22 protein-coding genes and 1 pseudogene are annotated in these 23666 nt (G+C 51.6%); 18 read left to right on the forward strand and 5 right to left on the reverse strand.

Translation table 11 applies throughout. From position 1 onward, the window contains the following. From DQX05_RS20550 to DQX05_RS20570, 5 genes are all read left to right on the forward strand, one after another. Positions 1-212 (forward strand): hypothetical protein (locus DQX05_RS20550; RefSeq protein ID WP_220483223.1); only part of this gene is annotated, 212 nt, incomplete at its 5' end. 191 nt (positions 213-403) lie between these two features. Next, on the forward strand, positions 404-1039 hold the full coding sequence (locus tag DQX05_RS20555) for an FMN-dependent NADH-azoreductase (protein ID WP_119795356.1): 636 nt from the start codon (positions 404-406) through the stop codon (positions 1037-1039). 168 nt (positions 1040-1207) lie between these two features. After that, a complete protein-coding gene (locus DQX05_RS20560) occupies positions 1208-1633 on the forward strand; it encodes a cell wall hydrolase (RefSeq protein ID WP_119795357.1) in 426 nt (141 codons plus the stop codon). 219 nt (positions 1634-1852) lie between these two features. Continuing rightward, complete coding sequence (gerQ, locus tag DQX05_RS20565; RefSeq protein ID WP_259392154.1) at positions 1853-2251, forward strand: spore coat protein GerQ; 399 nt, start codon at positions 1853-1855, stop codon at positions 2249-2251. A gap of 210 nt (positions 2252-2461) precedes the next feature. Beyond that, positions 2462-3286: an aldo/keto reductase gene (locus DQX05_RS20570; RefSeq protein ID WP_119795359.1), complete on the forward strand. Its 825-nt coding sequence runs from the start codon at positions 2462-2464 to the stop codon at positions 3284-3286. Between the two features lie 563 nt (positions 3287-3849). On the opposite strand, the gene DQX05_RS20580 is transcribed toward DQX05_RS20570, so the two are convergent. Both DQX05_RS20580 and DQX05_RS20585 read right to left on the reverse strand, forming a co-directional pair. Next, complete coding sequence (locus DQX05_RS20580; protein WP_119795360.1) at positions 3850-4518, reverse strand: 3'-5' exonuclease; 669 nt, start codon at positions 4516-4518, stop codon at positions 3850-3852. 175 nt (positions 4519-4693) lie between these two features. Continuing rightward, positions 4694-5349, reverse strand: a pseudogene (locus DQX05_RS20585) (GH36 C-terminal domain-containing protein); the annotation flags it as partial. 98 nt (positions 5350-5447) lie between these two features. On the opposite strand from DQX05_RS20585, the gene DQX05_RS33265 reads away from it, so the two are divergent. Continuing rightward, positions 5448-5714 carry a hypothetical protein gene (locus DQX05_RS33265; protein WP_397335789.1) on the forward strand — a complete coding sequence of 89 codons (267 nt, stop codon included), beginning with the start codon at positions 5448-5450 and terminating at the stop codon, positions 5712-5714. A gap of 55 nt (positions 5715-5769) precedes the next feature. Here the strand turns inward: DQX05_RS33265 and DQX05_RS20595 are convergent, their stop codons facing one another. Next, positions 5770-6486 carry an extracellular solute-binding protein gene (locus DQX05_RS20595; protein WP_259392146.1) on the reverse strand — a complete coding sequence of 239 codons (717 nt, stop codon included), beginning with the start codon at positions 6484-6486 and terminating at the stop codon, positions 5770-5772. Between the two features lie 501 nt (positions 6487-6987). On the opposite strand from DQX05_RS20595, the gene DQX05_RS20600 reads away from it, so the two are divergent. Continuing rightward, positions 6988-7896 (forward strand): EamA family transporter, encoded by a 909-nt coding sequence (locus DQX05_RS20600; RefSeq protein WP_119795361.1) that lies wholly within the window; start codon positions 6988-6990, stop codon positions 7894-7896. 42 nt (positions 7897-7938) lie between these two features. Continuing rightward, entirely contained in the window at positions 7939-8067 is a 129-nt protein-coding gene (locus DQX05_RS32405; RefSeq protein WP_259392147.1) for a hypothetical protein, read from the forward strand. Between the two features lie 368 nt (positions 8068-8435). On the opposite strand, the gene DQX05_RS20605 is transcribed toward DQX05_RS32405, so the two are convergent. Continuing rightward, entirely contained in the window at positions 8436-9113 is a 678-nt protein-coding gene (locus DQX05_RS20605) for a helix-turn-helix transcriptional regulator (RefSeq protein ID WP_182914839.1), read from the reverse strand. Between the two features lie 296 nt (positions 9114-9409). Between DQX05_RS20605 and DQX05_RS20610 the strand changes: the two genes are divergently transcribed. The 4 genes from DQX05_RS20610 (at position 9410) to DQX05_RS20625 (ending at position 13236) form a co-directional block, all read left to right on the forward strand. After that, the gene (locus tag DQX05_RS20610) at positions 9410-9799 is read left to right on the forward strand and encodes a Rid family detoxifying hydrolase (RefSeq protein WP_119795363.1); all 390 of its coding nucleotides are present in this window, start codon (positions 9410-9412) and stop codon (positions 9797-9799) included. Next, positions 9799-10989 (forward strand): MalY/PatB family protein, encoded by a 1191-nt coding sequence (locus DQX05_RS20615; protein WP_119795364.1) that lies wholly within the window; start codon positions 9799-9801, stop codon positions 10987-10989. Before DQX05_RS20610 ends, DQX05_RS20615 begins: the two co-directional genes overlap by 1 nt. Before the next feature lie 12 nt (positions 10990-11001). Continuing rightward, positions 11002-12225 (forward strand): dicarboxylate/amino acid:cation symporter, encoded by a 1224-nt coding sequence (locus DQX05_RS20620; RefSeq protein ID WP_119795365.1) that lies wholly within the window; start codon positions 11002-11004, stop codon positions 12223-12225. 351 nt (positions 12226-12576) lie between these two features. Beyond that, entirely contained in the window at positions 12577-13236 is a 660-nt protein-coding gene (locus tag DQX05_RS20625) for a topoisomerase II (protein ID WP_119795366.1), read from the forward strand. A gap of 97 nt (positions 13237-13333) precedes the next feature. Here the strand turns inward: DQX05_RS20625 and DQX05_RS20630 are convergent, their stop codons facing one another. After that, positions 13334-13597 carry a metal-sensitive transcriptional regulator gene (locus DQX05_RS20630; protein WP_119795367.1) on the reverse strand — a complete coding sequence of 88 codons (264 nt, stop codon included), beginning with the start codon at positions 13595-13597 and terminating at the stop codon, positions 13334-13336. Between the two features lie 192 nt (positions 13598-13789). On the opposite strand from DQX05_RS20630, the gene DQX05_RS20635 reads away from it, so the two are divergent. The 6 genes from DQX05_RS20635 to DQX05_RS20655 all read left to right on the forward strand — a co-directional run bounded on the left by DQX05_RS20635 (position 13790) and on the right by DQX05_RS20655 (position 23663). Next, positions 13790-15400, forward strand: a complete 1611-nt coding sequence (locus tag DQX05_RS20635) for a hypothetical protein (RefSeq protein ID WP_119795368.1) — start codon at positions 13790-13792, stop codon at positions 15398-15400. Positions 15401-15480: 80 nt separating this feature from the next. Beyond that, positions 15481-16194, forward strand: coding sequence for a hypothetical protein (locus tag DQX05_RS20640; RefSeq protein WP_119795369.1), 714 nt, complete (start codon positions 15481-15483; stop codon positions 16192-16194). Between the two features lie 67 nt (positions 16195-16261). After that, complete coding sequence (locus tag DQX05_RS20645) at positions 16262-17032, forward strand: hypothetical protein (RefSeq protein ID WP_119795370.1); 771 nt, start codon at positions 16262-16264, stop codon at positions 17030-17032. Positions 17033-17164: 132 nt separating this feature from the next. Beyond that, on the forward strand, positions 17165-17956 hold the full coding sequence (locus DQX05_RS20650) for a hypothetical protein (protein WP_119795371.1): 792 nt from the start codon (positions 17165-17167) through the stop codon (positions 17954-17956). A 1-nt stretch (position 17957) separates the two neighbouring features. Continuing rightward, positions 17958-18110, forward strand: a complete 153-nt coding sequence (locus DQX05_RS30965) for a hypothetical protein (protein ID WP_182914840.1) — start codon at positions 17958-17960, stop codon at positions 18108-18110. 120 nt (positions 18111-18230) lie between these two features. Next, a complete protein-coding gene (locus tag DQX05_RS20655) occupies positions 18231-23663 on the forward strand; it encodes a phage tail tape measure protein (RefSeq protein ID WP_119795372.1) in 5433 nt (1810 codons plus the stop codon). The last annotated feature ends 3 nt before the right edge of the window (positions 23664-23666 follow it).

Genomic DNA, 23666 nt, shown 5'->3' on the forward strand with positions numbered 1-23666 from the left:
AGCAGAATGTAGTGCCAAGCAACTTCCAGCCAAGCGGCCAAACGCAAAGCATTACCGCGCAAACGCATGGCGCGCAGCAGAATGTAGTGCCAAGCAGCTTCCAGCCAAGCGGCCAAACGCAAAGCATCACTTCGTCGCTGTCTTCCAGCGGCTCTGCATCCAGCACGGCGGAGCTTGTGCAAAGCGTTCAGTCCGAGAATCAATTGGGGTAATTACACGGCGGCTCTCTGGGGCCGCCTTTCTATTTTCAAATTCGCAATAAAAATATAGCTTGACATTCGTAAGTAACATTCGTTATTATACTTACATAAAGTAAGTTCATGTTATTAAATGAGCGACAGTGCTGAGTCAACATCAACAACTCGATCATTGATAGCAAATTTGACACAGAGGTGAAAGACGAATGAAAAAAGTATTGGTTGTTAATTCCAATCCAAAACCGACGGAAATGTCCTATGGACTCCGTCTGGGCGAGCATTATTTGGCTGCGCTGCAAGCGAAGGGTGACGTTGCTATCGAACGCGTTAATCTGTATGAAGATACGATTCCTCTCATTGACGGCAGCGTGCTGGACAGCTGGGGCAAAGCTGCGAATGGCGAAGCGCTGACTCCGCAGCAAACGGAAGTGCTCGGCCGCATGAACGAGATTCTGGAGCAATTCCTTGCCGCCGACCTGATCGTGTTCATTACGCCAATGTGGAACCTGAGCTATCCAACGATGCTGAAAGCATATATCGATAACGTAATTATTGCTGGCCGTACGTTCAAGTATACGGCAGAAGGGCCTCAAGGCCTGCTGCAAGGCAAACGCGTCGTGCATATCGAAGCGCGCGGAGGCTTCTATTCCGAAGGACCGGCTCAGGCGTTCCAGTTCGCGAATTCGTATCTGAAGGCGGTTATGGGATTCATCGGAATTACGGAATATGAGAACATTGTCGTGGAAGGCATGAACGCCGTTCCGGACCGTGCCGAAGAATTGCTGGAGAACGCCAAGCGCGTGGCAGAAGAAAGCGTAGCACGTTTGTACGCTTCCGTGTAACGAAGAGAAACCGATTTGTATCTGGATCATAGGATTCATAGAGGTCATACCAGACCGGCTCTTGCGAGAGCCGGTCCTTTTCTGCTTCCCCGTCATTGTCCGTTGTCACCAAATAGGCGCCTGCACATATGATAAGGATATCGAAAGAAAGGAGGGGAGTGGACGAAGATGGCGGTCATCAAAGCAAACTCCGGAGACGTGAGGCTGCTGGCTCAGCTGTTGCGGGCAGAAGCGGAAGGGGAAGGAGAACTCGGCATGCTGATGGTTGGCAATGTCGGAGTGAATCGCATTTTAGTGGATTGTCTTGATTTTACTGAAGTGCGGAATGTGAGGGATATGGTCTATCAGAGTCCAGGAGGATTCGAGTCGACACAGAAAAGTTATTTCTATCAAAGGGCGCGTGATTCCGAAATCCGACTGGCCAGACGGGCAATCAATGGGGAGCGTACTTGGCCGGCTAATTACGCGCTGTGGTTCTTCCGTCCGGAGGGAGAATGTCCGGCCACCTGGTACAATCAGCCGAATTCCGGGCGGTTTAAGGCCCATTGCTTCTTTGCCCCGTCTGGCGACGATTGTCCGGATGTGTACCGGTAAGTCTCCATCCTGCAGTAGCTGTTCAGCATGACCATCGCTTGTGACACAACAAAGAATAAGCCGTAAAGGCTGAAAAGGAGAGAGTGTAAGATGAGTTACAGCTATTCCACGTATGGATCTTCCAACCCAATGGCATCTCAGCCGCAATCTTGGGGCGGTACTTGGGGCGGATCTTGGGGTGGGTCGAAATGTATGGCCCCTCCGACACCGACCCCATATATGGCTGCCCCGACGCCATCCGGGTACATGATGCCGCAGCAGGTGCAGGGCGCTGCCATTCCGCCAGCGGTGCCAAGCGGCAGCCCGATGACGCCAACCGGAACGGTCGTGCCGAGGCCGCCCCAGCTCTTTGAGCAATCCTACATCGAAAACATTTTCCGGCTGAACCTGGGCAAAATCGGCACTTTTTACATGACCTACGAGAACAACTCCCAATGGAACGCGAAGGTGTTCCGCGGCAGGCTGGAGGCAGCGGGACGCGATCATATCATCATCAGCGACCCGAATACAGGGCAGCGCATCGTTATGCTGATGGTCAATTTCGATTTTGCAACCTTCGATGAGCCGTTGACCTATCAATATCCGGGCTTCACGCCACGCGTGGAGGATGAGGCGTAATCGTGAGTCCAGGCCGCTTCCTATGGATGCGGCTATTCTTCTGCGCAGGCTTGTCCGGGGGCAGGCAGGACGGATAGGTGGAATGCGGCGCCGTCGGGGATTGGCGGCAGCGTTTGATCTGGGGCGCGGCAAGGGGCTATACTAGATAGAGAAAGCGCCATCGCGCAGTATCTGCAGGAATCACTTTTACTACATGAGGAGGTTGTTAACGTGATCGTTACTTTGAATAATGGTGTGCGCATGCCGCAGCTTGGCCTGGGGGTATGGCGCGTAGAAGAAGGGCAGCAAGTCAAAGAATCGGTCAAGACGGCGCTGGAGACTGGTTACCGCCTCATTGATACGGCAGCGATCTATCAGAATGAAGAAGGCGTAGGCGAGGGAATGCGCGAGTCCGGCGTGAAGCGTGAAGATATTTTCCTGACGACCAAAGTATGGAATTCCGATCAAGGCTACGACGAGACGCTGCGGGCGTTCGATACCAGTCTGAATAAGCTGGGCACTGACTATGTCGACCTGTATCTGATTCATTGGCCGGTGCCTGCGAATGATAAGTATGTCGATACATACAAGGCGTTGGAAAAATTGTATGCCGACGGCCGCGTGCGGGCGATTGGCGTATCGAACTTCCATATTCCGCATCTGGAGCGGATTTTGCAGGAGTGCAGCGTGAAGCCGACCGTCAACCAGGTGGAATGCCATCCGCGCCTGGCGCAGAACGAGCTGCGGGAATTCTGCACGCGCAACGAGATTGTGTTGGAGGCTTGGAGCCCGCTGATGCAGGGCGGCGATATTTTGACGAACGAGACGATCGGGGCGATTGCGGGCCGGCATGGGAAGACGCCTGCGCAGACGGTGATTCGCTGGCATTTGCAGAAGGGCAACATTGTTATTCCGAAATCGGTCACCCCATCGCGCATCCGGGAAAACTTCGATGTATTCGACTTCGAGCTTACGGAAGAAGAAATGGCCGATATCAACGGATTGAATCAGGATAAGCGCGTCGGTCCGAATCCGGATGAATTCAATAACGCATAAGGATAGCTGATATATGCGGGACCTACGTCCCGGAGACAAGGAACCGTCCGGCTGATGCCGGGCGGTTCTTGCTTGTGCCTGGAGAATGAGGAGCCGGGAACGAGCGGCTCTACTCCTTCACCCCGAGCAAATAAGCCGCAATCATGTCGAAGCTGATTTGGCAGTGGATTTTCTATGTCAATGTGCCGCTGGGTCTCATCTGTATGCTGTTGACGCTTGTCTTCATTAAGGAGTCGTATGATCCGACTTCAGGCCGGCGCATCGACTATGCTGGGACGCTGGCTATCACCGATGCGATGTTCTGTCTGACGTACGGTCTGATTCAAGCAAGTGAATACGGTTGGGATTCTCTGCAGATTAGGCTGCTTCTCGGCGGGGGAGGGCTATTGCTGGCGCTCTTAATGTCCCTTCAGCCGTACCTTCGTCATCTCCTGCTGGCTGCTCCTGTTGGGCATTCCGTTCGCCTGGATCAGCGACAAGCGGCGTGCAAAGAGCAGACAGCCAGGGCGGGGGCGGAACGATCCGGTTCGTTCGGCCGCCCGTGCCCGGCGATTCGCCCCGGCTCACTCCTTCGGCAGCTGCAGCCGGGCGAGCGCCGCGAACGGATTCGCGTCCGTATCGTCTTCCGGCTCGTCCCGATAGACCACCGCGCTCTCGTAGCTCGGATGCTCCTGAACTTCATTCCGTTGAAGCTGAACATGATCGATCATACGGATATAGATGAGCGCTGTATTGTATGCGTCATCGAGCGCCCGGTGCTGCGTGCCGACGAACGGAACCTGCAGCGTGTCCAGCGCCGTCTTCAGTCCGACCTGCTGGTGGCTCCCCCGGTTCATGACCAGGGACACCGGCTTCTGCAAATTGTTGTGGTTGCGCAGCCAGTGGAGCGGGATGCGCTTCATGCGGCATTCCTTCAGGAATTGGGCTTTGTCGTCCGGTCCCCAGGAGCAGAGCGCGTAATCCTTGGTATCGATCCAGGCGACGAATTGATCCAGCACATCCTGCAGGACGGGAGAAGCGTTGACGTCTTCCTGGCGGATGCCCGTGAAATTGACCGTATCCTGCGACAGCTTGGGGGAGAGCGTCGGCTTGACGAAGGCTTGGAACGTGTCGACGATGGCGGCCTTGCCGTCCTGCTCCGCCACTTTTACCGCACCGATCTCGATAATCTCCGCGAATTCCCCTTTTTTCCGCTTAACGGTCATTTCCAGGTCATAGATGATGGCTAACATGGGCTTACTCCTGTTCTGTTCATTTAGTCTCTCTGTATTTTACCATAAAAGACAAGACAGGTTGGAAGGAACTACTTGGAGAGGCTAGAGAAAGGGAAGGAACCGGCCTTAATCGAGTGAGCGTCAAACGCAACCGCCGCCTCTGCCGTTGCGGGGCAAAGAGGCGGTCTATCACTTACACAGCGGTAAAGCGGTACAGGATGCTGCAGAAATCATGATCCATCTGCGGCACATAAATTCCCGCATACATGAGTTCATCGCCGCCGTAAATGCGGCCGGTCTGTTCCAGGCGGTACATCGCATCCGGACAAAGACCTCGCAGCTTGATGCGGCCGATCGCCGGGTTCGGCCCGGCGAGTACGCGGAAATGGCCGAGCAGCGCCTCCTTGCGATCCGCGGAGACGAACATCCATGCCGTCACGGGGCTGGTGAACGGACTGGAGAGGCGGTACATGTCCCCGTGCTGCACGAGGGCGCGCACCGATTTGTAGAATGCCACCTGCTCCTTGACCTCGGTCTTCTCCGCCTCCGTGAACTTCGTCAGGTCAAGCTCATAGCCGTAGTTCCCCGACATGGCCACATGTCCTCTCATCTCCAGGGAGGTAATGCGCCCGATCTGATGGTTAGGGACGGCCACAGAGAGCTGTGGTCATCATTCCGCTTCCGGAACCAGCCGTCGTCCAGCACGAGCAGCTCGATTCCCAGTTCAGCGGCGCAGCCGGCCAACGCTTCGATTTTGCCGGCGGTGAAGTCGAAATAGGTGGCTTCCCAATTGTTGACGAGCACCGGCCGCTCCCGATCGCGGTACCGGCCGCGCACCGGGCACATTCGTTCAACTCGTGCCGCAGCTCCTGCAGCGAGGCGCATATTCCCGTAGAGAACAGCATCACGGACACGGCGGCTAACGGGCCGCAGCCCGTCTGCGCCTCTTGCTCCAGCTCGCGAAGCAGCCTGCGCATCGCGCGGCTTCCTTCCTGCTCCCGCTCCGGCAGCCAGGCGCCGATAAGAGCCATATGGCCATGGGGGAGCAGGAACAGCGCCGGATAGAAGGATTCGGACACGGCCGCTTCCATCTTCAGGCGCAGCCGGGAGAAGTACTGCTGATGGAAGGCCTTCTCCTGCTCCTTCAGGCTGCTGTCGATCGCGAACGAGATGCCCATATATTGCGCCTGCTCGATAAACGGATCGTGGCATGACAAGTGAGGATCGACCCAGCCCGAGAAGGCTGCGTTCAAGTTGCTCTCGAACTGCTTATGGAGCAGGCTCCGCTGCTCCCGCGCGATCCCGGCGACCCGCAGCAGCGCCTGTTCCAATTCCTTGGCGCTGGACGGCTTCAGCAAGTAATCGGCTGCTCCCAGCTTGACCGATTCGCGCGCGCTGTCGAAGTCTGAGAATCCGGTTAAAATAATCCACTGCGTCGATGGGGAAAGAGCTTGCCGTAATGACATCTTTATTGATATAGCCCTTCTTGTTCATCTCCTGGAATTTTTCCGGGAGCGGCGTCCATTTCGTCCAGTCGAAGGTTCCGTTCAGGAGCGCTTTCTTCTCATTCTGAACCGGGCTGATGAGGAGCGGGGTCGCCATCAGATCGAAGTACTGGCCGATCGTCCAATCGTCGATGCCGGAGAAGGGGAAAGGCACCGTCTCGCCGTTCGTCTCCTTCACGATCTTATCGGCTGCCGCCATCAGCTCGTCGAATGTGGACGGGACGGGAATATTCAATTGCTCCAGCAGGTCGACTTCGATGTCCGGATTTTCTTCCTCGAATGCGGCCACGATGTCTTTGTACGTGCGTTGCACAACCGGATCGTTCACGCTGCTGTCGACGGTGATTTTCGTAGATGCCGAAGTGTTCTTTTTGGCCGGTTCGGTGTCGGTTGCCGTATCTCCCGCGCGGCTGGAGCATCCGGCCAGCAGCATGATGGCCGCCAGGGCGATGGCTGCCCCTTTCATGAATCTAGTTTTCATTGATTGAGACCTCCTAGTTGTAAGCGTTGCCACCATTCTATCAACTTCTCATTTTGCCCGATACGACCTAATCTACGATGAAAGCGCTCTTTCTTAAACGGGATTCCATATAATGTAATTAACCCATTCCTGTCTGTACGGCGGTCCGAAGCGGCTGTGATTGTGTTGCCCACGGATCCGGTTCAACACGGCAGTTGGCCGGCATGGCCGTTTCTATTCGCCGAGCAAAGCCTCATTATAGCAGAAGCGGATGGAAGCAAGCTGCCGGATCGGCTCCCAAAGGATTGACATTGTCCTTTGTGCTCTTTACAATAAACGTGCAGAAACGTTCGGCTTCAGCAACCAAACTCAGTCCAATGGATTGAGCGGCGAAATTTTGCGGGTGCGTGCACGGGTTACCGCTTCGTGAGCGCATCTGGTTTCGTTCGCCCCCTGTCAAGCGACAGGGGGTTTTTTGCGTGGATATACGGATTTTTCACCAAGAAGGGAGCGTAATAGACTATGAAATTATTTCGTTATGCGCTGCTAGTCTTCATTGGGGCTTGCAGCTATGGAACCTTATCCTCGGTTATGAAGCTCGGGATAGGCGAGGGCTACACCGTGCCCCAGATTATCGGGAGCCAGTATTTCTTCGGCTGGCTGCTTCTGGCTTCCGCCGCACTTCTGTTCTCCCGGCGGCGTGTGAGCGGGAAGCAGGTGATGGTGCTGCTCGCTTGCGGCTTGTCGGTCAGTTGCACCTCCATTTCATACGGGATCGCGGTCGAACAGTTGCCCGCTTCCATCGCCGTCGTGTTCCTGTTCCAATTCACATGGATCGGCGTCTTGATGGAGGCGCTTCTCAACCGGACGTGGCCGGATCGGGCCAAGCTCTTCTCCGTCCTGATTCTGCTCGTTGGCACGGTGCTTGCGGGGGGACTCGCCGACCACGGCTTGTCCGGCATAACGGCGAAGGGCGCGATCTTCGGGCTGATCTCCGCCGTATCATTCGCCTTCTATATTATGGTGAACGGGCGTGTCGCGACCGATATGCCCATTTTGAACAAGAGCTTGTCGCTGACCACCGGAGCGGCGGCCAGCCTGTTCCTCGTGTTCCCGCCCACCTTCCTCGCCGATGGCGCGCTTGTGTCCGGCTTGTGGAAATACGGCCTCGTCATGGGGCTGCTGGGCGTGCTCGTTCCCGGGGTCTTCTTCGGCCTAGGCGTGCCGAAGATTGGCCCTGGCCTCGGCACGATTCTGGGCGCGGCCGAGCTGCCCGCCGCCGTCATCATGTCCGTCATCGTGCTGCAGGAGCAGGTGAGCTGGCTACAATGGGCGGGGATCGCGTTGATCTTCGCGGGCATCTGTCTGCCGCAGCTCGCGTATGTGCGGCAGGGGCGGCATCGGCGCGCGGTGGCGCGGACGAATCTGTAGCTAGCGCAGGTGATGGTGCAAGCAAGTTGGTAGCTTGCGAAGGTGCTGGTGCGAGCAAGTCTGCAGTTGGCGCAGGTGCCAGCGTGGGCGAATGTGCAGCCAGCGGCGGAGAACCCGCAGCTGGCGCGGGACAAGCCGGGAGCCGAGGGCTCCCGGTTTTTGTGCGTATAACGGAACTTATGCGCTTGGCTGAGCCGTGTTGCGGGCGTCTTGCTGGTGCGTCGGTGAGTGTAGGTGCAGCGGTGAGCTAGATGATGTACGTGTTTTGGAGCAGCGGTGCAGGGAGTAATTGTGATAAGGAACGCCGAAAGAGGGAGTACGGATAAGTAAATAATGCGCTGTAATTCTCTGGGCGCCGTACGCGAATGCTGTTGCGGTTTAAAGTCCAGACTTGATCGCTTGAGAATTGCATTTTACTTAGAATTTCCATATGCGCCTGCTTGAAGTAAAGAACACCTTTCTTGTAGAATGTAGTTTACCGAAAACAAACTCAAGAAAGGTGTCTCTATGAAAAAGAATACGCTCGCTGAATTGTCTCTTCAATTCGTTGAAGCTTCTTCTCGTTTAATAATTTGAAGATAACGATAGATGCTAGATTCAGAAGTTTTCATAATATTAGCAATCTCAGGAACAGCCCCTTTTAAAAGAAAAACACCACGATTGTTTAAGTCGCGGATTATCTCTAATTTATCTTCTTGTTTTAAGTATTCAATCTTAACTCCTTTTTCCTCCGTAATCTCATGGATTATTTGTCGGGTCATTTCTTCAATCGAATGAGACAAGTTTTCCGACTCTATGTTTTCATCATGAATATTTTGGGTTTTACTATTCGTTTTGTTGTATGAATAAACGATGTCTTCAACAATCTTTTCTAAGTTATTTATTAAGGATTCGTCAGTATTAACACAAATCATTCCAATTAATTCGCCTTTTTCACGAATAAAAAAAGTCGAGGATTTTAGAGCTTTATTTCCAGCTGTTTTCCCGTGGTAATTTGAGATGAAATGTCTGTCTTGGTGTTTATTTTCTTTCAATATTTTTAACACTAGGTCGGTGGCTGGGGCACCTACTTGGCGATTTGAGATATGATTGTTTCTAATTGCGACGATAGAATGATTTAAGTTGCTCAGATCATGAAGAACAACTTCACTATTCCTACCAAGAATTTCAGCTAAAAAATCAACAATAGGAATATATTTTTCTAATTTGTTATTCATAATATCCTCCCATTTCTTCATTAACATTGTAGTAAAAATTTATTATCTAGGCAAGTAATTTCTGTTTCGACTGATTTTTCGCACTTTTTTGTAAAAAATATATGAAATAAGCTTCCTTAACATTTATTGAAATCGCTTATATGCGTTTATATGATATAAAGTTTACGAAGTAGTGCCAATTTATTCCTTGTAATAAAAAATTATTGTTATGAGAATAAAATATATTGACTGTAAAAAATTATTGATCTACAATTTGATCAGGATATATTAATGATTAAACAAAAGGAGAGGAAATTGTGAAAAGAATAAATACGAAAAAAGCACCTGAAGCGATAGGACCTTATGTACAAGGTGTCAAGTTCAATAACATGATAGTTACATCTGGTCAACTTCCGATAAATGCCGATGTCGGAATAATTGAAAGCGCTTCAGTAAAGGAACAGACTTACCGCTCACTTACCAATATTAAAAATATTTTGGAAGAAGGGGGTGGTCAGATAAAAGACATTGTTAAAACTACTGTTTATTTGCAACATATGGATGATTTTGCGGAAATGAATGAAGTATATGACGAATTTTTCAAAGGAATGCAATGTCCTGCCCGAACAACTGTTGAAGTAGCAAAGTTGCCTATGGATGCGTTAGTAGAAATTGAAGCAATGGCTATTTTGGAGGGGGAAAAATAATGGAAATGCAAAAATTCGTAGACATGTATAGTGTAGAGCGTAGAAATACACGCTGTTTAAAGTGGGATGCATTGGAGGAGCGGTTTGGAGATCCTAACTTAGTCGCAATGTGGGTGGCCGACATGGAATTTAAGGCTCCTAAAGCTGTTTCAGAAGCTTTAGTAGAACGAGCAGAGCATGGAGTTTTTGGATACTCGGTAACACCTGATTCTTATTATGAAGCTTATTTCAATTGGCAGCAAAAACGTCATGGCATCCATCTGGAAAAAGAGTGGATTCGTTTTTCAACTGGTGTTGTTCAAGAGCTTTATAATTTGGTGAACATTTTTACTGAAGAAGAAGATGCGGTCATCATTATTACTCCCGTATATTATCCATTCCATAATGCTATCAAAGATACCAATCGCAAATTAGTGCGTTCTGAACTAATTAATGAAGAGGGAAAATATCGTATTGATTTCGATGATTTTGAAAAACAAATTGTAGAAAACAATGTGAAATTATTTATCCTATGCTCCCCTCATAATCCTGTAGGCCGTGTATGGTCTGAAGAAGAATTAGAAGCAGTTCTCGAAATCTGTAAAAAACATCATGTATTTGTGATAGCTGATGAGATTCATCAAGATATTATGTTAGGAAAACGAAAATTTATTTCTGCTCTGAATGTGAAAAATCGAACATATTGTGATAATTTATTAGTTGTCACTGCACCATCTAAAACATTCAATTTAGCATGTTTATTAAATGCACACACGATTATTCCTGATGAAAAAATTCGTGAAAAATATGATCAAGGGATTAAGACTATTAATCAAACAGAAAAGAGTCTTATGGGCCAAATTGCTGCTGAAGCAGCTTATACACATGGAGAAGAGTGGGTAGAAAGTTTACTCGAGGTCATTCGTCATAATTTCAATTATTTAAAAAATGAATTGGAAAAACATGCACCAAAAGCGATTGTAACAGAATTAGAAGGAACATATTTAGCTTGGATTGATTTAAGGCCGTATGTAAATTGTGAAGACACGAAGGAGTTTATCCAAGATAAATGCGGCTTAGCTATTGATTTTGGTGAGTGGTTTAGTGATAAATGTAAAGGATTTGTTCGTTTAAATATGGCTACTGATCCGAAACTTGTAGAATTAGGCACGCAACGCGTCATTACTGAACTAAAAAAACTTGAATGTTAGGAGTAATGACTAATGAGGATATTAAAAAACTACAAATTTTCACTAATCCTACTAGGGTGTATGTTCATTGGTTCAATCGCTGGTGCAATAATGGGGGAAAAAGCTCAGATTTTTTCCCCTATAGCTAACTTATTCTTAAATTTACTATTTTGCTGTGTTGTCCCATTAATTTTTGTCTCTTTAGTGTCTGCCATTGCGAATATGGAAAGCACAAAGAAACTTGGAAAAATTTTAGGAATCATGTTTTCCTTATTTATCTTTACAGGAATTATCGCAGCGATTTATATGCTAATCGTTTGTGTTATATTTGACCCGGCTAAGGGTACCAACATTGTTATGAACGAAGCTGTTGACGCGTCTAGCAGTATGAATTTCTTAGGTATGTTTACAGTAGAAGATTTTCCTTTATTATGGTCTCGGCAAAATTTAATGGCATTAATTGTTTTCTCTATCATATGTGGACTCGCTACAGTGTCAGCTGGTGAAAAAGCAAAACCTGTAGTCAAGCTTTTTGAAGGAGCTACTGCAGTTGTTATAAAAATTGTCAGCTATGTCATGTATCTAGCGCCGATTGGTTTAGGAGCGTTCTTTGCAACATTAATTGGAGAGTATGGCTCAGAAATTGCTGGACCATTATCTCGGGCAATTATTATTTTCCTCATTGCATCTGTTGGTTACTACTTTATCTCTAGCATGTTGTTCGCATATATTGGCGGAGGAAAAAAAGGCGTGTCCCTCTTTTGGAAAAATATCATTCCTTCGACATTGACCTCATTAGGAACTTGTTCAAGTGCAGCGGCGATTCCGTCAAATTTTATCGCGGCCAAAAAAATTGGTGTTCCCGATGATATTGCTAATATCACAATTCCTATGGGAGCAAACTTGCATAAAGATGGAGCTGTGTTGATTCAAATATTAAAAATTGTCTTTATGTGTAGTATTTTTAATATAAATATTTTAGAACCAGGAAATTTGATTACTGCAATTATGGTTTCGGTTGTCGCTTCTTGTGTAATGGGTGCTATACCAGGTGGCGGATACGTTGGAGAAATTTTCATCGTCTCTGCATTTGGTTTTCCAGAAGTTGCGATTCCAATTATGGTACTCATCGGAACAATCACTGATGCTCCGGCAACTGCAATTAATGCCACAGGAGATGTAGGAACTGCAATGGTTGTAAGTCGTGTAATTGAAGGTAAAGACTGGATAAATGACGGTGAACAGGAAGTAGCTTAGACGATCTGACGCAATAAAAGGGCGTCTCTAAGTCGAACCGACTTATGGGATAGCCCTTCTCTTATTTTTTTATATCTTAAATGTTTGCTTTTCTATAGTGTATACATAATTTGCCACTAAGTCAATAAACATTTGATCATGAGATACGAGAAGGATAGAGCTTCAATTGCCTTTATAAATTGTTCTGTGCTTCGTTTTATGAGCGCTTTGTTCGGCGTTTCCGGGCGCTTCCCGCAGCCGGGGAAAATAAGGGTGACTATACAGGGAGAATGGTCCATAATAGAAAAATATGCGTATTCATTCTAATTCTTTAAATTTTCAAATATTATGAGATGAAAAGAGGAATGCGACTTGTCAGTCAACCCTTCTATGCGCATCGTATGCAGCGGCGAACATGTGTCTATGGGGCGGACCCGCACTTTTTTTATGATCATTCTCATCTGGGCCAGGGGACATGAGATGTCATTCGGCAGCCCGGCCATTCGAGGAGCGGGGGAGCCGCTGCAGTTGACCGTCATCCCGGATCGGTCGGTCACAGTGCGCGAAGTCTATGGCTTTCAGGCCGTGTCCGGAGCGGATCAGGTGACGGTGCCGTTGGGAGCATGGGAAGCGGACGGCTTCCGGCTGGTCGTGCTGAAATGTGACAAGGAGGACGGTGGAGATTCATCCGGAATGCAGTTGGTCGCCCATTGCGAGCTCTCTCTCCCGGCTGGCGACCTGATGTTGGATCGGCAGGGAGTATTTCTGAACCTTGATGACCTGCCGCGGGTTGACGAGGAAGCGGATCAGCTTGCCGCGAGAAGGGAGCAATGGTTCCGGGCGCTCCCTGAATTCAATTGCATTCTGGACCCGCTACGCGAAGGCAACCCCGCCAGCGCCTATTGGACCATTCAGCGGCAGCTCGACGAGATCGTGCTGGAGGCGGTGCAGGCCCATGACCAGCTGCGGGATCTGTATCTGGAAATGTACGAACATATTAGTCAGGTCGTAGAATCATCCCTGCATTCATAAGAAGTGCGTTTTATTTTCAAGTGATATTTCGCGTTCAGTGCACGTACAGCGGATCAGCGCAAGAAGAAAGGGAGCGGCAGCCATGCCCTCCCTTTCGTTATCGGCTCTTGACCAGCAGCTCGACCGCTTCCTTCACCATCTTCCCCGTATCTCCGCCTAAGGCCTGCTCCTCCAGCAGGCAGTGCTGCAGATTATCGGCCACGATCTGGGCCAACGCCTTGTCCGATGCGTTCCGCACAGCCGACAGCTGGCTGACGACCTCCTTGCACGGTTTTCCCTCTTCCATCAGGCGCAGCACTCCGCGCACTTGTCCTTCAATCCGCTTCAGCCGTTTTTTCACATCATCCGAGTAATGATTCATACGATTTCCCTCCTTTCTGCTCACACACATACGCGTATAGGTATAGTATACCCGAAATCCGACAAAAAGCGTTATAAGGTTATTAAAAATAACGTTAAATATTTCTGTTAAATAATAATAACAAATCTATCGTTCCCGTTTAAGTTCGATCCCGAAAAGAGCTTTACGATAGAAAGAAAGGGGTTGAGAGCGATGGAACTACGGAATTTGAAATGGCTGCAGGAAGAATATCGTCGCGGCAACAAGGCGGTGCTGAATGGAATGGTCTCCGAGCGCAATCGCGTCATACGGTTCGAGCTGGAAGATGTGCAGGAGGTGCTGCAAGCGATAAGGCAGCAATACGCCGGTATGGAGCGCGATGAGATCGATATCCGCTTCATGGAATATTTGCTCCTGTTCCTGGAAAAGCAGGCCGCGCGGGCGGTGACAGACGTTGAGGCGCTGCCGCAGCGATTCCAGTGCTGGATGGATGACCAATTCCGGAAGCATGAACCTTGTCTTCGTCAAGAGCGCGATCTCGCGTTCATTGTGGCCGAATATCAGGCGGGAAGCAAGGAGTCGGCGCTGAAGCGGATTTTTGTCCAAACCATCCTTCATCAAAAGCAAGGGGTGCAGGTCCGGCTGGACATCAAGCATAGCGTAGTGCGCAAGATGTACAACTCGATTCAACGCAAATATATGAAATATTTCGGATCCGATGAGATGACAGGATATTTCGTGGAATGCGTGATCGAATTTCTCGAAAATAACAGGAACCTGCTGTACACGGAATCCCAGCTCCGGGCCCGGCTCTATCATCATGTGAAGTACTCGTTGGAGCGGTTCACGGAGAAGAGCTTCGGCAAGATCATTCCGGGCAATGAGCAGGAGCCGGATCGCCGGGAACGGAGCTTCGAGGATGGCGAGGCGGCGGGGAACAGCAAGGATCTGGAAGACAAGGCGTACTCTCCTTATGATACGTATGCTTTTGCAAGATTTCAGCAAATCCGGGGAGAAAGCAGCTTCGCCAAATTTTTGCGGGAAATCGAGATTGAGGCGCTGCTGACGGAGAAGCAGCTGCGGGTGTATCCCTACATTTTGATCAAAAGCAATATCGAGTATAAACCTGCGGGTGCGGATCGGGGCCGGAGCTTCGAGCGGCAGGACAAGCTGCCGTACAAGCAAATTGCGGCGGAGCTCGATAGCGTGTACCAATGGCGCATCTCGGCGGAGATGGTGCGCAAATATGAGCTCGCGATTAAAGAGACGATTCGCAAGGCGTACTTGAAATGGAAGGAATACCGCTTCGTCAAGCGAGTTCCTTTGCCGCAAAAAATCAATGAATATATGACCGTGTACCACAGCATCGGCGAGGAGACGAAAGCATACCCGCTGCTGTTCCAGATCTTCGTCAATTGGTTGAAGGATAATCTGGACGAGGATGACGAGGAGATTGACTTTTTCAAGCGGGATTACAGCTTCGATGATTCTCCCTATGAGTGGGTTGTGGAAAATTGGTTGAACCAGCGGTACGGATCGTTGAACCGGCTGCTGCAGCAGAAGCTGGCGACCTATTGGGGGCAGGTGGCCGAGATCGTGCATCATGATGCTCCGCTCTCGATTCTGACGGCGCAGCAGAAAAAGCGAATCATGGAGCGGGTCGGGACGATTTTCAGGCAGTATCTCAAGGAGAACCAGCATCATGTCAATCAATTGATCAAATATTCTTGCTTATATAAGAAGGACGCACAAAAAACAGGCAAAACAGGTTTGAATTCAGACACTAGCTATAGTACAGGGGATCATCGCCGGACCTTGGCTTAACAAGGCAACCGGACAGGAGCGGCCGCTCCCCCGACCATTCCCCGATGCATGGGGCTAGAGAGGAGTGCAGATATGGAACGATGACGGAACGGCTGCGTTGTTTTCTCGGGAAGCCGGTTGCGGCCGGCAAGGTGAGCGTCTATTCGCCCACGGTCGATCAGATCGGCGAGATAGGCGAGCCGCTGTACAATTTGTATCTTTTGCTGGCGACCTTCGACAAGGAGGAGGTTGTAAGGCGGCTATTCTCGGTAGATGATGACGATTGGGCGCAGCTCGAAGCGGAGGATGATTTCCTGCTGCTCTGCTCGATACCGGCGCTTTATAGCAGTCTTTGCGATGCGCTGCATTTTTTTACGAGAAGCGAGTTCGTCTATGATGAGGACGTTCAAGCCTTCGTAAGCGACGAGGCGATTATCGATAGGCAGAATTACCGGGACGTCGTTCGCGCCGTGAAGCTGGTGAACGGCATTGCGGCTGCCGAGACGGCGCCGGTTCGCTTCAAGAACGACAAGGCGAAGGAGCTGTACGGCAAGCTTCAGCACTTCAAGGCGAAGTATGCCCGGGATAACGACAATACGCTTCATCTGAAGGATATTTTGTCTATTCTCTGCCATGCGGAGGGCAATGGCATCCATATTTTTAATGTGGGTGAATTGACGGTTTATCAGGTGTATGAGCATTTTGAGCGCTTGAATGTGCGCGAGCGCCATACCCGTTTGCTGAAGGTATGGGCGAATGGATATTTGGGCCGCGATGAATCGCTGCCGGAATGGATGACAAGAAGCAAATTGTAAAAGGAAATTGTAAATCAGAACAAGCATGGATGAAGCGCGGGCTTCAATGACGAGGAGGAAACGATTTATGGAACAAGGACGTTACGGATCTAGAGCGATTTTGAATACGCAGGTTATCGACTATGCGACGAATGAACCGATCATGTATATGGATTATGCCACATCGGCCACTAATGAATGGACGTCGGAGACGGTCTATGCCCGCGGCGGCAACGGCAACCCGAAGCGCATTGCGTGGAATGGGGAAAAGGGAGCGACGCTGACTATCGAGACGCAAATCTTCACGATGGAGCATCTTGCGCTCCTGGCGGGAGAAGAGATTGTGACTGGCCCGCAGACCATTTATAAGCGGGAAGTGATCACCGTTCAGGAGGATGGCTCCGGCGGCAACAAAGTAAAGCTGAACAAAGCTCCGCAGGGCGGCAGCACGGCCGTGTCGGTATTCGCCTTCACCAATGGCGTCAAAGGGGCGGCGCAAGAAGTGAAAACCGTCACCGGCAGTGAAATCGCCTTGTCGGACAAAGCGACCGTAGCGGCAGGCGAGGAAGTCGAAGTCTACTACCAATTCCAATCGGCTTCCGCGAACAAGCTCTCCTTCACGGCCAAGGGCTTCCCGAAATACGTGAAGATTGTGGGCGACACGCTCTATGCGGATGAAGCGGCCGGCGAGATGGTGCCGATGCAGATGACGTATTACAAGGCGAAGCTGCAGCCGAACTTCACCTTGGCGATGAGCCCGACAGGCGATCCGAGCTCGCTTACGCTGACCTTCGATATCTTCCCGGTGAAGGTAAATGGAACGGATACGTTGGCGGACATGATCATTTACGAGGAATAATCGATTGTATATTCTGCGGGGGGAGTGGCGGCACTCCCCCTTTTCCATGGAGAATGCTTGGATTGAGAAACTCTGGCCGGAGTCAGAGTTTTTGATATCAATTATTCTACCAGCGAAAAGGAGAGAAGCGATATGAGCGCCATGAAAAATTTATCAATCAAGCAAGTGAAAAAAGAGATGAAGGACCGGTTCAAGGAGAAGAAGCGGGTTGAATTCGGGGAAAATCAGAAGCTGGATGTCGATGTACGGTTTCGTCCATCCCTGAAAAACGAGGTGAAGAAGGAGCTTTTCCGCGTCTTGACGGAGGCGCTGGAGCAAAATAAGCCGCTGGATGCGGGCATGCTGCTCGGGCTGCAGACGATGCTCGCGATCAAGCATTTCACCTCGCTCGTAACGGATGCCGCGACCCTCGACGATTATATGGAAATGCTGCATGTGCTGCATGACGGCGGCTACACCGAGTGCATCCTCGAAGCCTTCGACCGGGAGGAGCTGGCCGCGCTGTATGGCGAGCTGAATGACGCGCTGCAGATGTTCAACCGGGCAATGGAAGCGGAGCTAGCCAAGGCGAAAGGAGCGGACGCCGCAGACGAGGCGGGCAAGCCAGTCAAGGCAATTAAGGCGGTCGGCAAGGCAGGCACGGCAGGGAAGGCCGATAAGACAGGCAAGACGAAGACAGATAAAAGAGGTAAGACAGAGAAGTCAGGTAAGACAGATAAGGCAGGGAAGGCAGAGAAGACTGATAAGGCAGCCTATAGAGCAGGGACGGAAGAGAAGGCGGGCAAGCACAGCAAGTCACGCAGCGCAGATCAGGCAGGCAAGGAGACTACGGCAAGCGCGGGAGACTTGAAGCCGGAAGCGGCATCCCCGTTAACGCGGTCATCCTCCCGGGCATCGGCATACGGAACAAAGGGGGAGAAATAAGATGGCCAAGTATGAATTATCGGATCATATGGTGAAAAATTTGCTGCAGTTTTTGAACCGGACGACAGTCGAGGGGTTCGCCGAGCAGGATGCGATGTATGAGATTCGGTATGTGCTGTCGAAGCCCCTTGAGGAAGACGAGCCGAAGAAATAAGGCGGAAGAGAACCGAGAGGGAAGCGGGACAAGACGGAGAGAGAATCTTCAGAAAATGTGCCCAAAGGAGCGGGACGAACCGCTCTTTTTTGGCATGGACAGAAAGGAGTGGGGAAGAGCGTGAATGATGTAACGTTGCGGCTGTCGGCGTCGCTCGATATGAGGAGCTCGACCAAGGCGATCAATAAAGCGATTAGGGAATTGGAAAAAAGCCCGTCGCTCCAAAGGCTTCAACTGCGAGCCGGCATCGATCCCGCCGTGCTCCAATCGCTCAAGGAGTGCAGCACGGCCATCGTGAAGCAGAACGAGGCAGTCAAGGATGCGATCGACAGCTATAAAAAGCTGGGCGATCAGATCGAGGAGGCCAATCAAAAAGCGGCCGAGGGCGGAGCGGCCGATTCTTCAAGCTCACAGCCTGACTCGTCTGCGCCACGGCAGAACAGCTTCGCCAACAATCTCAAAAAAGTGAAACAATCTGTGCTTGAGAATGTAGCGAAACAACTGGTGAATGCCCCGATCGAAGGGGCACGGCAGGCGGTGCAGACGGTTATCGAGGTTGATTCCAAAATGGCCGCTCTCCGGCGGGAAATGGACGCGGATACCAACTTCGACCGCATGCTGGACCGCTCCGTCACGCTGGCGGGCGAATTGGGCCGCTCGCTGGACGATGTTCTCAATACGATGCACGGACTGGCCCGTTCCGGCTGGAATGAACAGCAGGTCATGGCGCTGACGGAGACGGTGCAATTGGCCCGGAATATTTCGGGCTTAAGCGGAGATGAAGCGATCGCCGCGCTGACCGCCGCCATGTCCGCTTTCCAGATCGAGGCAAGCCGAAGCATGACGATCCTCGATTCGCTCAAGGCGGTCGATCAAGCCTACGCCGTCTCAACGCGGGACTTGGCGCTCTCCTTGACCGAAGCCGGCGCAGCGGCGCGATCCTATGGCGTCAGCATGGAAGAGCTGATCGGGCATGCCGCCGCCATCGGCAGCATTACGCAGGAATCGGGCGCCGTCATCGGCAGCAGCCTGGAAACGATATATGAGGGCATTATGAAGGCCGATTCCTCTGCGGTCGCACTGCAGGAGGCGGGGGTGTCGCTGCAGGATACGTCAGGGGCGATGAAATCGACCTCGAAGATTGTGGAGGAGTTGGCCGGCAAATGGAATCAGCTCTCGGAAGGGACGCAGCGCTTTATCGCGCAGACGATCGCCGGCAAGGATCATATGCACCGCTTCATGGCCTTGATGGCCAATTATTCGGTGGCGCTGGATGCGGCGAACGCAGCGCTCTATTCCGAAGGCGCGGCAATGAGGGATAATGAGACACATATGCAGTCGCTGGAGGCACGGCTCGCGAATATGCGGACCGCGTGGCAGGAGCTGGCGCTCACGATGGGCGAGGCTTTCATCAGCGACTCGCTTATCGCGCTAATCAGCGCCGCAACAGCGCTGGGACAGGCGTTCGTCTGGCTCGCGGAGCGAATCGGTACGCTGCCGCTACTGCTCGGGACGATGGCGGCAACGGTAAAAGTGGTCCGTACGGCGATTGCATCCTTCATCGGGAGCATCTCCCAGACAGCGGCCGGTCTTCTCGGTATTGCTCCGGCGTCGGCTACGGCGGCTACCGGACTGAGAGGACTGGCTGCTGCAACTAAAATGTTGGGCAGAGCCTTTAAAAGCTTGATGATCAGTACAGGTATAGGAGCGTTGGTTGGCCTGATCTCTTGGGGCGTATCCGAACTGATCGGGCTATTCGGCGATGCGGGAGAGGGCGCGGAGGAGGTTAGCCAATCCCTGGAGCGCATGAATGCATCCGCCGCGCAGGCTGGTCATCTGAAGACGCTGGCCGCCGAGTATGAGCGCTTGGCCGCAAGCGAGGAACAAACGATCGAGACGAAGACGCGTCTCGCACAGATCGAGAGTACGCTACAGTCCCAGTTCGGCATCAGCGTGAAGTCGCTGGAAGGGAGTGCCGACGCGTACGAGCAGAACAATGAGCTGATTCGGCAGCGGATCGCGTTTCTCCAGGAAGAGGTCCGGATCGAGCGGGAGAAGGCGCAGCTGGAATACGAAAGCCAGAAATCCAAAATCGATCGCAAAATCGAGAAGGCGTCAACGAAGAGGGAAAAGGCGGAGCAGGAGCTTAACGAAAGATCGCAAAAGTATGAGGAGTTTTTGAAAAACAGAGATCACAAAATTCCGATGAGCAACGCCAACGGTTATTTTTCCTCGAATGTCTACTCGGGTATCGGTCTTGATCCGAATAATCCGAATCATGCCACAGCGATTCAGGTGATGGGTGAACAGCTCGCCACGGAAGTAAAGAAAGCACGCGAGAAATGGGAAGCCTCCAACACCGAATTTACGGAAGCGGTCAGCACGGCGGAGAACGCGATCAACGGGCGGCTCCAGTCCTATGTCGACGCCTTCGAATCCAAAGGGGAGGAACTGAACGAGCATACGCGCTTTTTGACCGATGTGCTGGCCTCCTGGGCTGCCGCCAATCAGGTGGAGATTAGCGAGAGTGACTTCGCCGCGATCTTTCAAGCCTTCCAGAAGGCCGACATTCAGCAGGTCGAAGACGTTGTCGACTTATTCGCCAAGCTGCCCGGGAATATCCAAATCACCGGAAGCTCATTGACGGATTTGAAACAACAGTTCAACAAAATGAAGCTCGGCGCCGGCGGCGCGGCCGACGGCCTGGACGGCCTGACTTCTTCTTTGCAGAAAGGCAAGCAGGAAAGCGACGAGCTTCGCAACCGGATCAAGAGCACGCAGGACGAGCTTAAATCGTTCAATCAGATTTTGGCCGATCTGGAGGCGGGCCAATCGATGTCTACCGAGGCCATGCTGGATCTGATGGCCCAATATCCGGAGCTGCAAAAGCATATCAGCAAGGCGACCGACGGCTGGAAGCTAGAGAAAGAGGGCATTCAAGAATTACGGGAAGAAAAGCTGAAGAAGGCGAAGGAAGATCTGGAGAACGAAAAACGTTCGACGCTGGCCGCTTATTTTGAATCGAAGAGCCGGATTCGCATCTACGGCATCGAGATGGGCAGCATTACGGATCTTGCCGATGCCAAAAAGAGAATCGGAGAAGTCGAGAAGAACCGGGAGACGACGAAGCAGTTAACGAACGTTATCACAAGTATTGTTCCTGGCGCAAAGGTCCTCTTGGATCCGGTTCAACAGTTCCAAGACAATCAGTTGGATGAAATGAAACAGAAAATCCAGGATACAGAAGACTTTTACAAAAAATATGAAGCACTGCTCGATGATGCCTACTACGGAGTCAGCCGCAAAGGAACGTCCTCCTCTTCTTCCGGCAAGAAGGATTCCTACCAGCCGAGCTTGCGGTTCAACCCATTCGAGGAAGCGATTCAGCGGGTCAATGCGTCCCTGGAGAAAAATCAGCAGCAAATGGAAGAGGCAATGGCGTCCGGGCGCCAGTACGACAAGCTCCTGGAAAAACGGATCGGTCTGTACAATGACATGGGAGAGGCGCTGCGGAAGCTGCGGCAATCGCAGTCATCGCGCCACTCGGAGCTGGCATCCCTGCTCGGATCTGCCGGGCTGGTCAAGAATGGCGAAGTCGTCGGGGATGTCCGTACGCGGCTCGAGTCGATAGGCAAGCGCGGGAGCAAGACGGGCTATTCAGCTGCGGACTATGAGAAGTTCGTCGAAGAATATATGGAGCTGACCCGCAATATCGGCGACACGGACCTCAAAATCGATCAGAACGTCATCCAACTGGCCGATGCCTATAAGCGCCGCTTCGAGAGCCTGCAGCAGCCGAGCGAGAAGAAGAGGGAGAAGCTGAGGCATCAACTGGCGCTGCTTGGCGATATCAATACGGCCGAAGAGAAGCGGCTTGCCGCGCAGAACGCGGCCGAGAACATGAACGCGCTGGTGACGGAAGGCAAGCGCATCCGCGGAGAGATCGATGATACGGAGCAGCTTATCCGGAACAGCAAGACGCCGCCGGAGCAGAAACGGGCCGCCACGATCTATCTGGAATGGCTGCGGGACAATGATCGGAGCAAGCAAGAGGAGATCGTGGCCGAAGCCGAGCATGCCGGTCAACAGCAAGCCGAAGCCTTGATTGCCGGGTACAAGGAGCGAATCGAGGAACTCGAATTCGAGAACAGCCTGCTTGGCAGCCTGGACACGGAGGAGAAGCAGCGCAGAGCCAAAGAAATCGATGATCAGATCATCTCCATTTACGAAGAGTCGGGCCGGACTATCGAATCCCAGATAGCTGAATTGACGCGCAAGGCAGCTAACGCGGACTCGTTGGCCGAGAAGCGCCGCGCCGAATCGAAGCGGCAAGCGCTGCAAGAATACCAGCGCACCGTGCTGAAGCAAATCGCAGACAATCAGGCAGCGGAACAAAAAGCAAGGCTCGATAACGCGAACAAGGTGATTGACAACCTGAAAAAAGTGCTGCAGCAGGAAAAAGAACTGCGTACCCAAGCGATCGAGGAAGAGATTCGGACGGAGAACAAGCGTCACGATGAGAAGATGAAGCACCTGGATGCGGAGCTCAAGAAGACCGAGGAGAATATCAATGCCCAGCTCAAGGGGCTGGACCGCGCCAATGCGGAGGAGGATTACGATACGCAGCTCCGCAAGCTGATGAAGGAGCGGCAGGATATCCAGGATCGGCTCAACGTTCTGGCCTTGGACGATTCCTTCGAAGCGAAAGCGAAGAAGAAGCAGCTTCAGGAGCAGCTTGAGTCCAAAGACGAGGAGATCGACAAGTTCAAGCTGGACCGGGAACGGGAGCTGCGCAAACAGTCCCTCTCCGATCAGTTGGAAGACCGGCGCAAGATCATCGAGAACGAAAAAGAGCTCGAAGACAACAAGCACCGCAATCAATTAGATAAGCTGGATGAAGAGAAGCGCAAAACCGAGCAGCATTATAAGGGAATTTTGGAGGATGAAAAGTACTTCTATGACTTGAAGCAGCAACTGCTCAGCAATGACAAGAACGTCGTGTTCACGGCGCTGGACGAAATCAAAGGCAAGTACGACTCGTTCTTCGCGGAGCTAGCCAAGGCTAGCGAACGGCTTGGCCAGACGATCGCCGACAACATCAAGTATGGATTCGAGCAGGATTATGACGAGCTGGAGCAGTATGGGAAGAGCTTAGTCCCGTCGATTTCAGGCACGGTCAAACAGCCGGGAACGACCTCGGGAACCATGCTTCCGGGCGCAGGTGAGGAGAAAAAGCTCTTCTCCGCCGAATCCGGCGGCATGACTCCGGCGTGGGGCGATAAGCAGGGCAAGTTCCTGCTCGCCCATGAAAAAGAGATGATCCTGAACCAATCCGATTCGTTCAATCTGCTGAAGGTGGTCGATATCACGAGAAACATTATCGATTCCATCAAAAGGCCGTTCGCTTCCGTTCCCGCACTTCAGCCTGCCCTGGCGGGAGCACCGACCCAGAACTTCCACATTTCCATTACGGGGAACTTCGCGCAGAAGGACGGGGATGATATCGCGAAATCGCTCGATACGGCGCTCCGGGCCCGGGGGCATCGATTATAGGAA

The organism is Paenibacillus thiaminolyticus (assembly GCF_003591545.1).
GTDB lineage: Bacteria > Bacillota > Bacilli > Paenibacillales > Paenibacillaceae > Paenibacillus_B > Paenibacillus_B thiaminolyticus_A.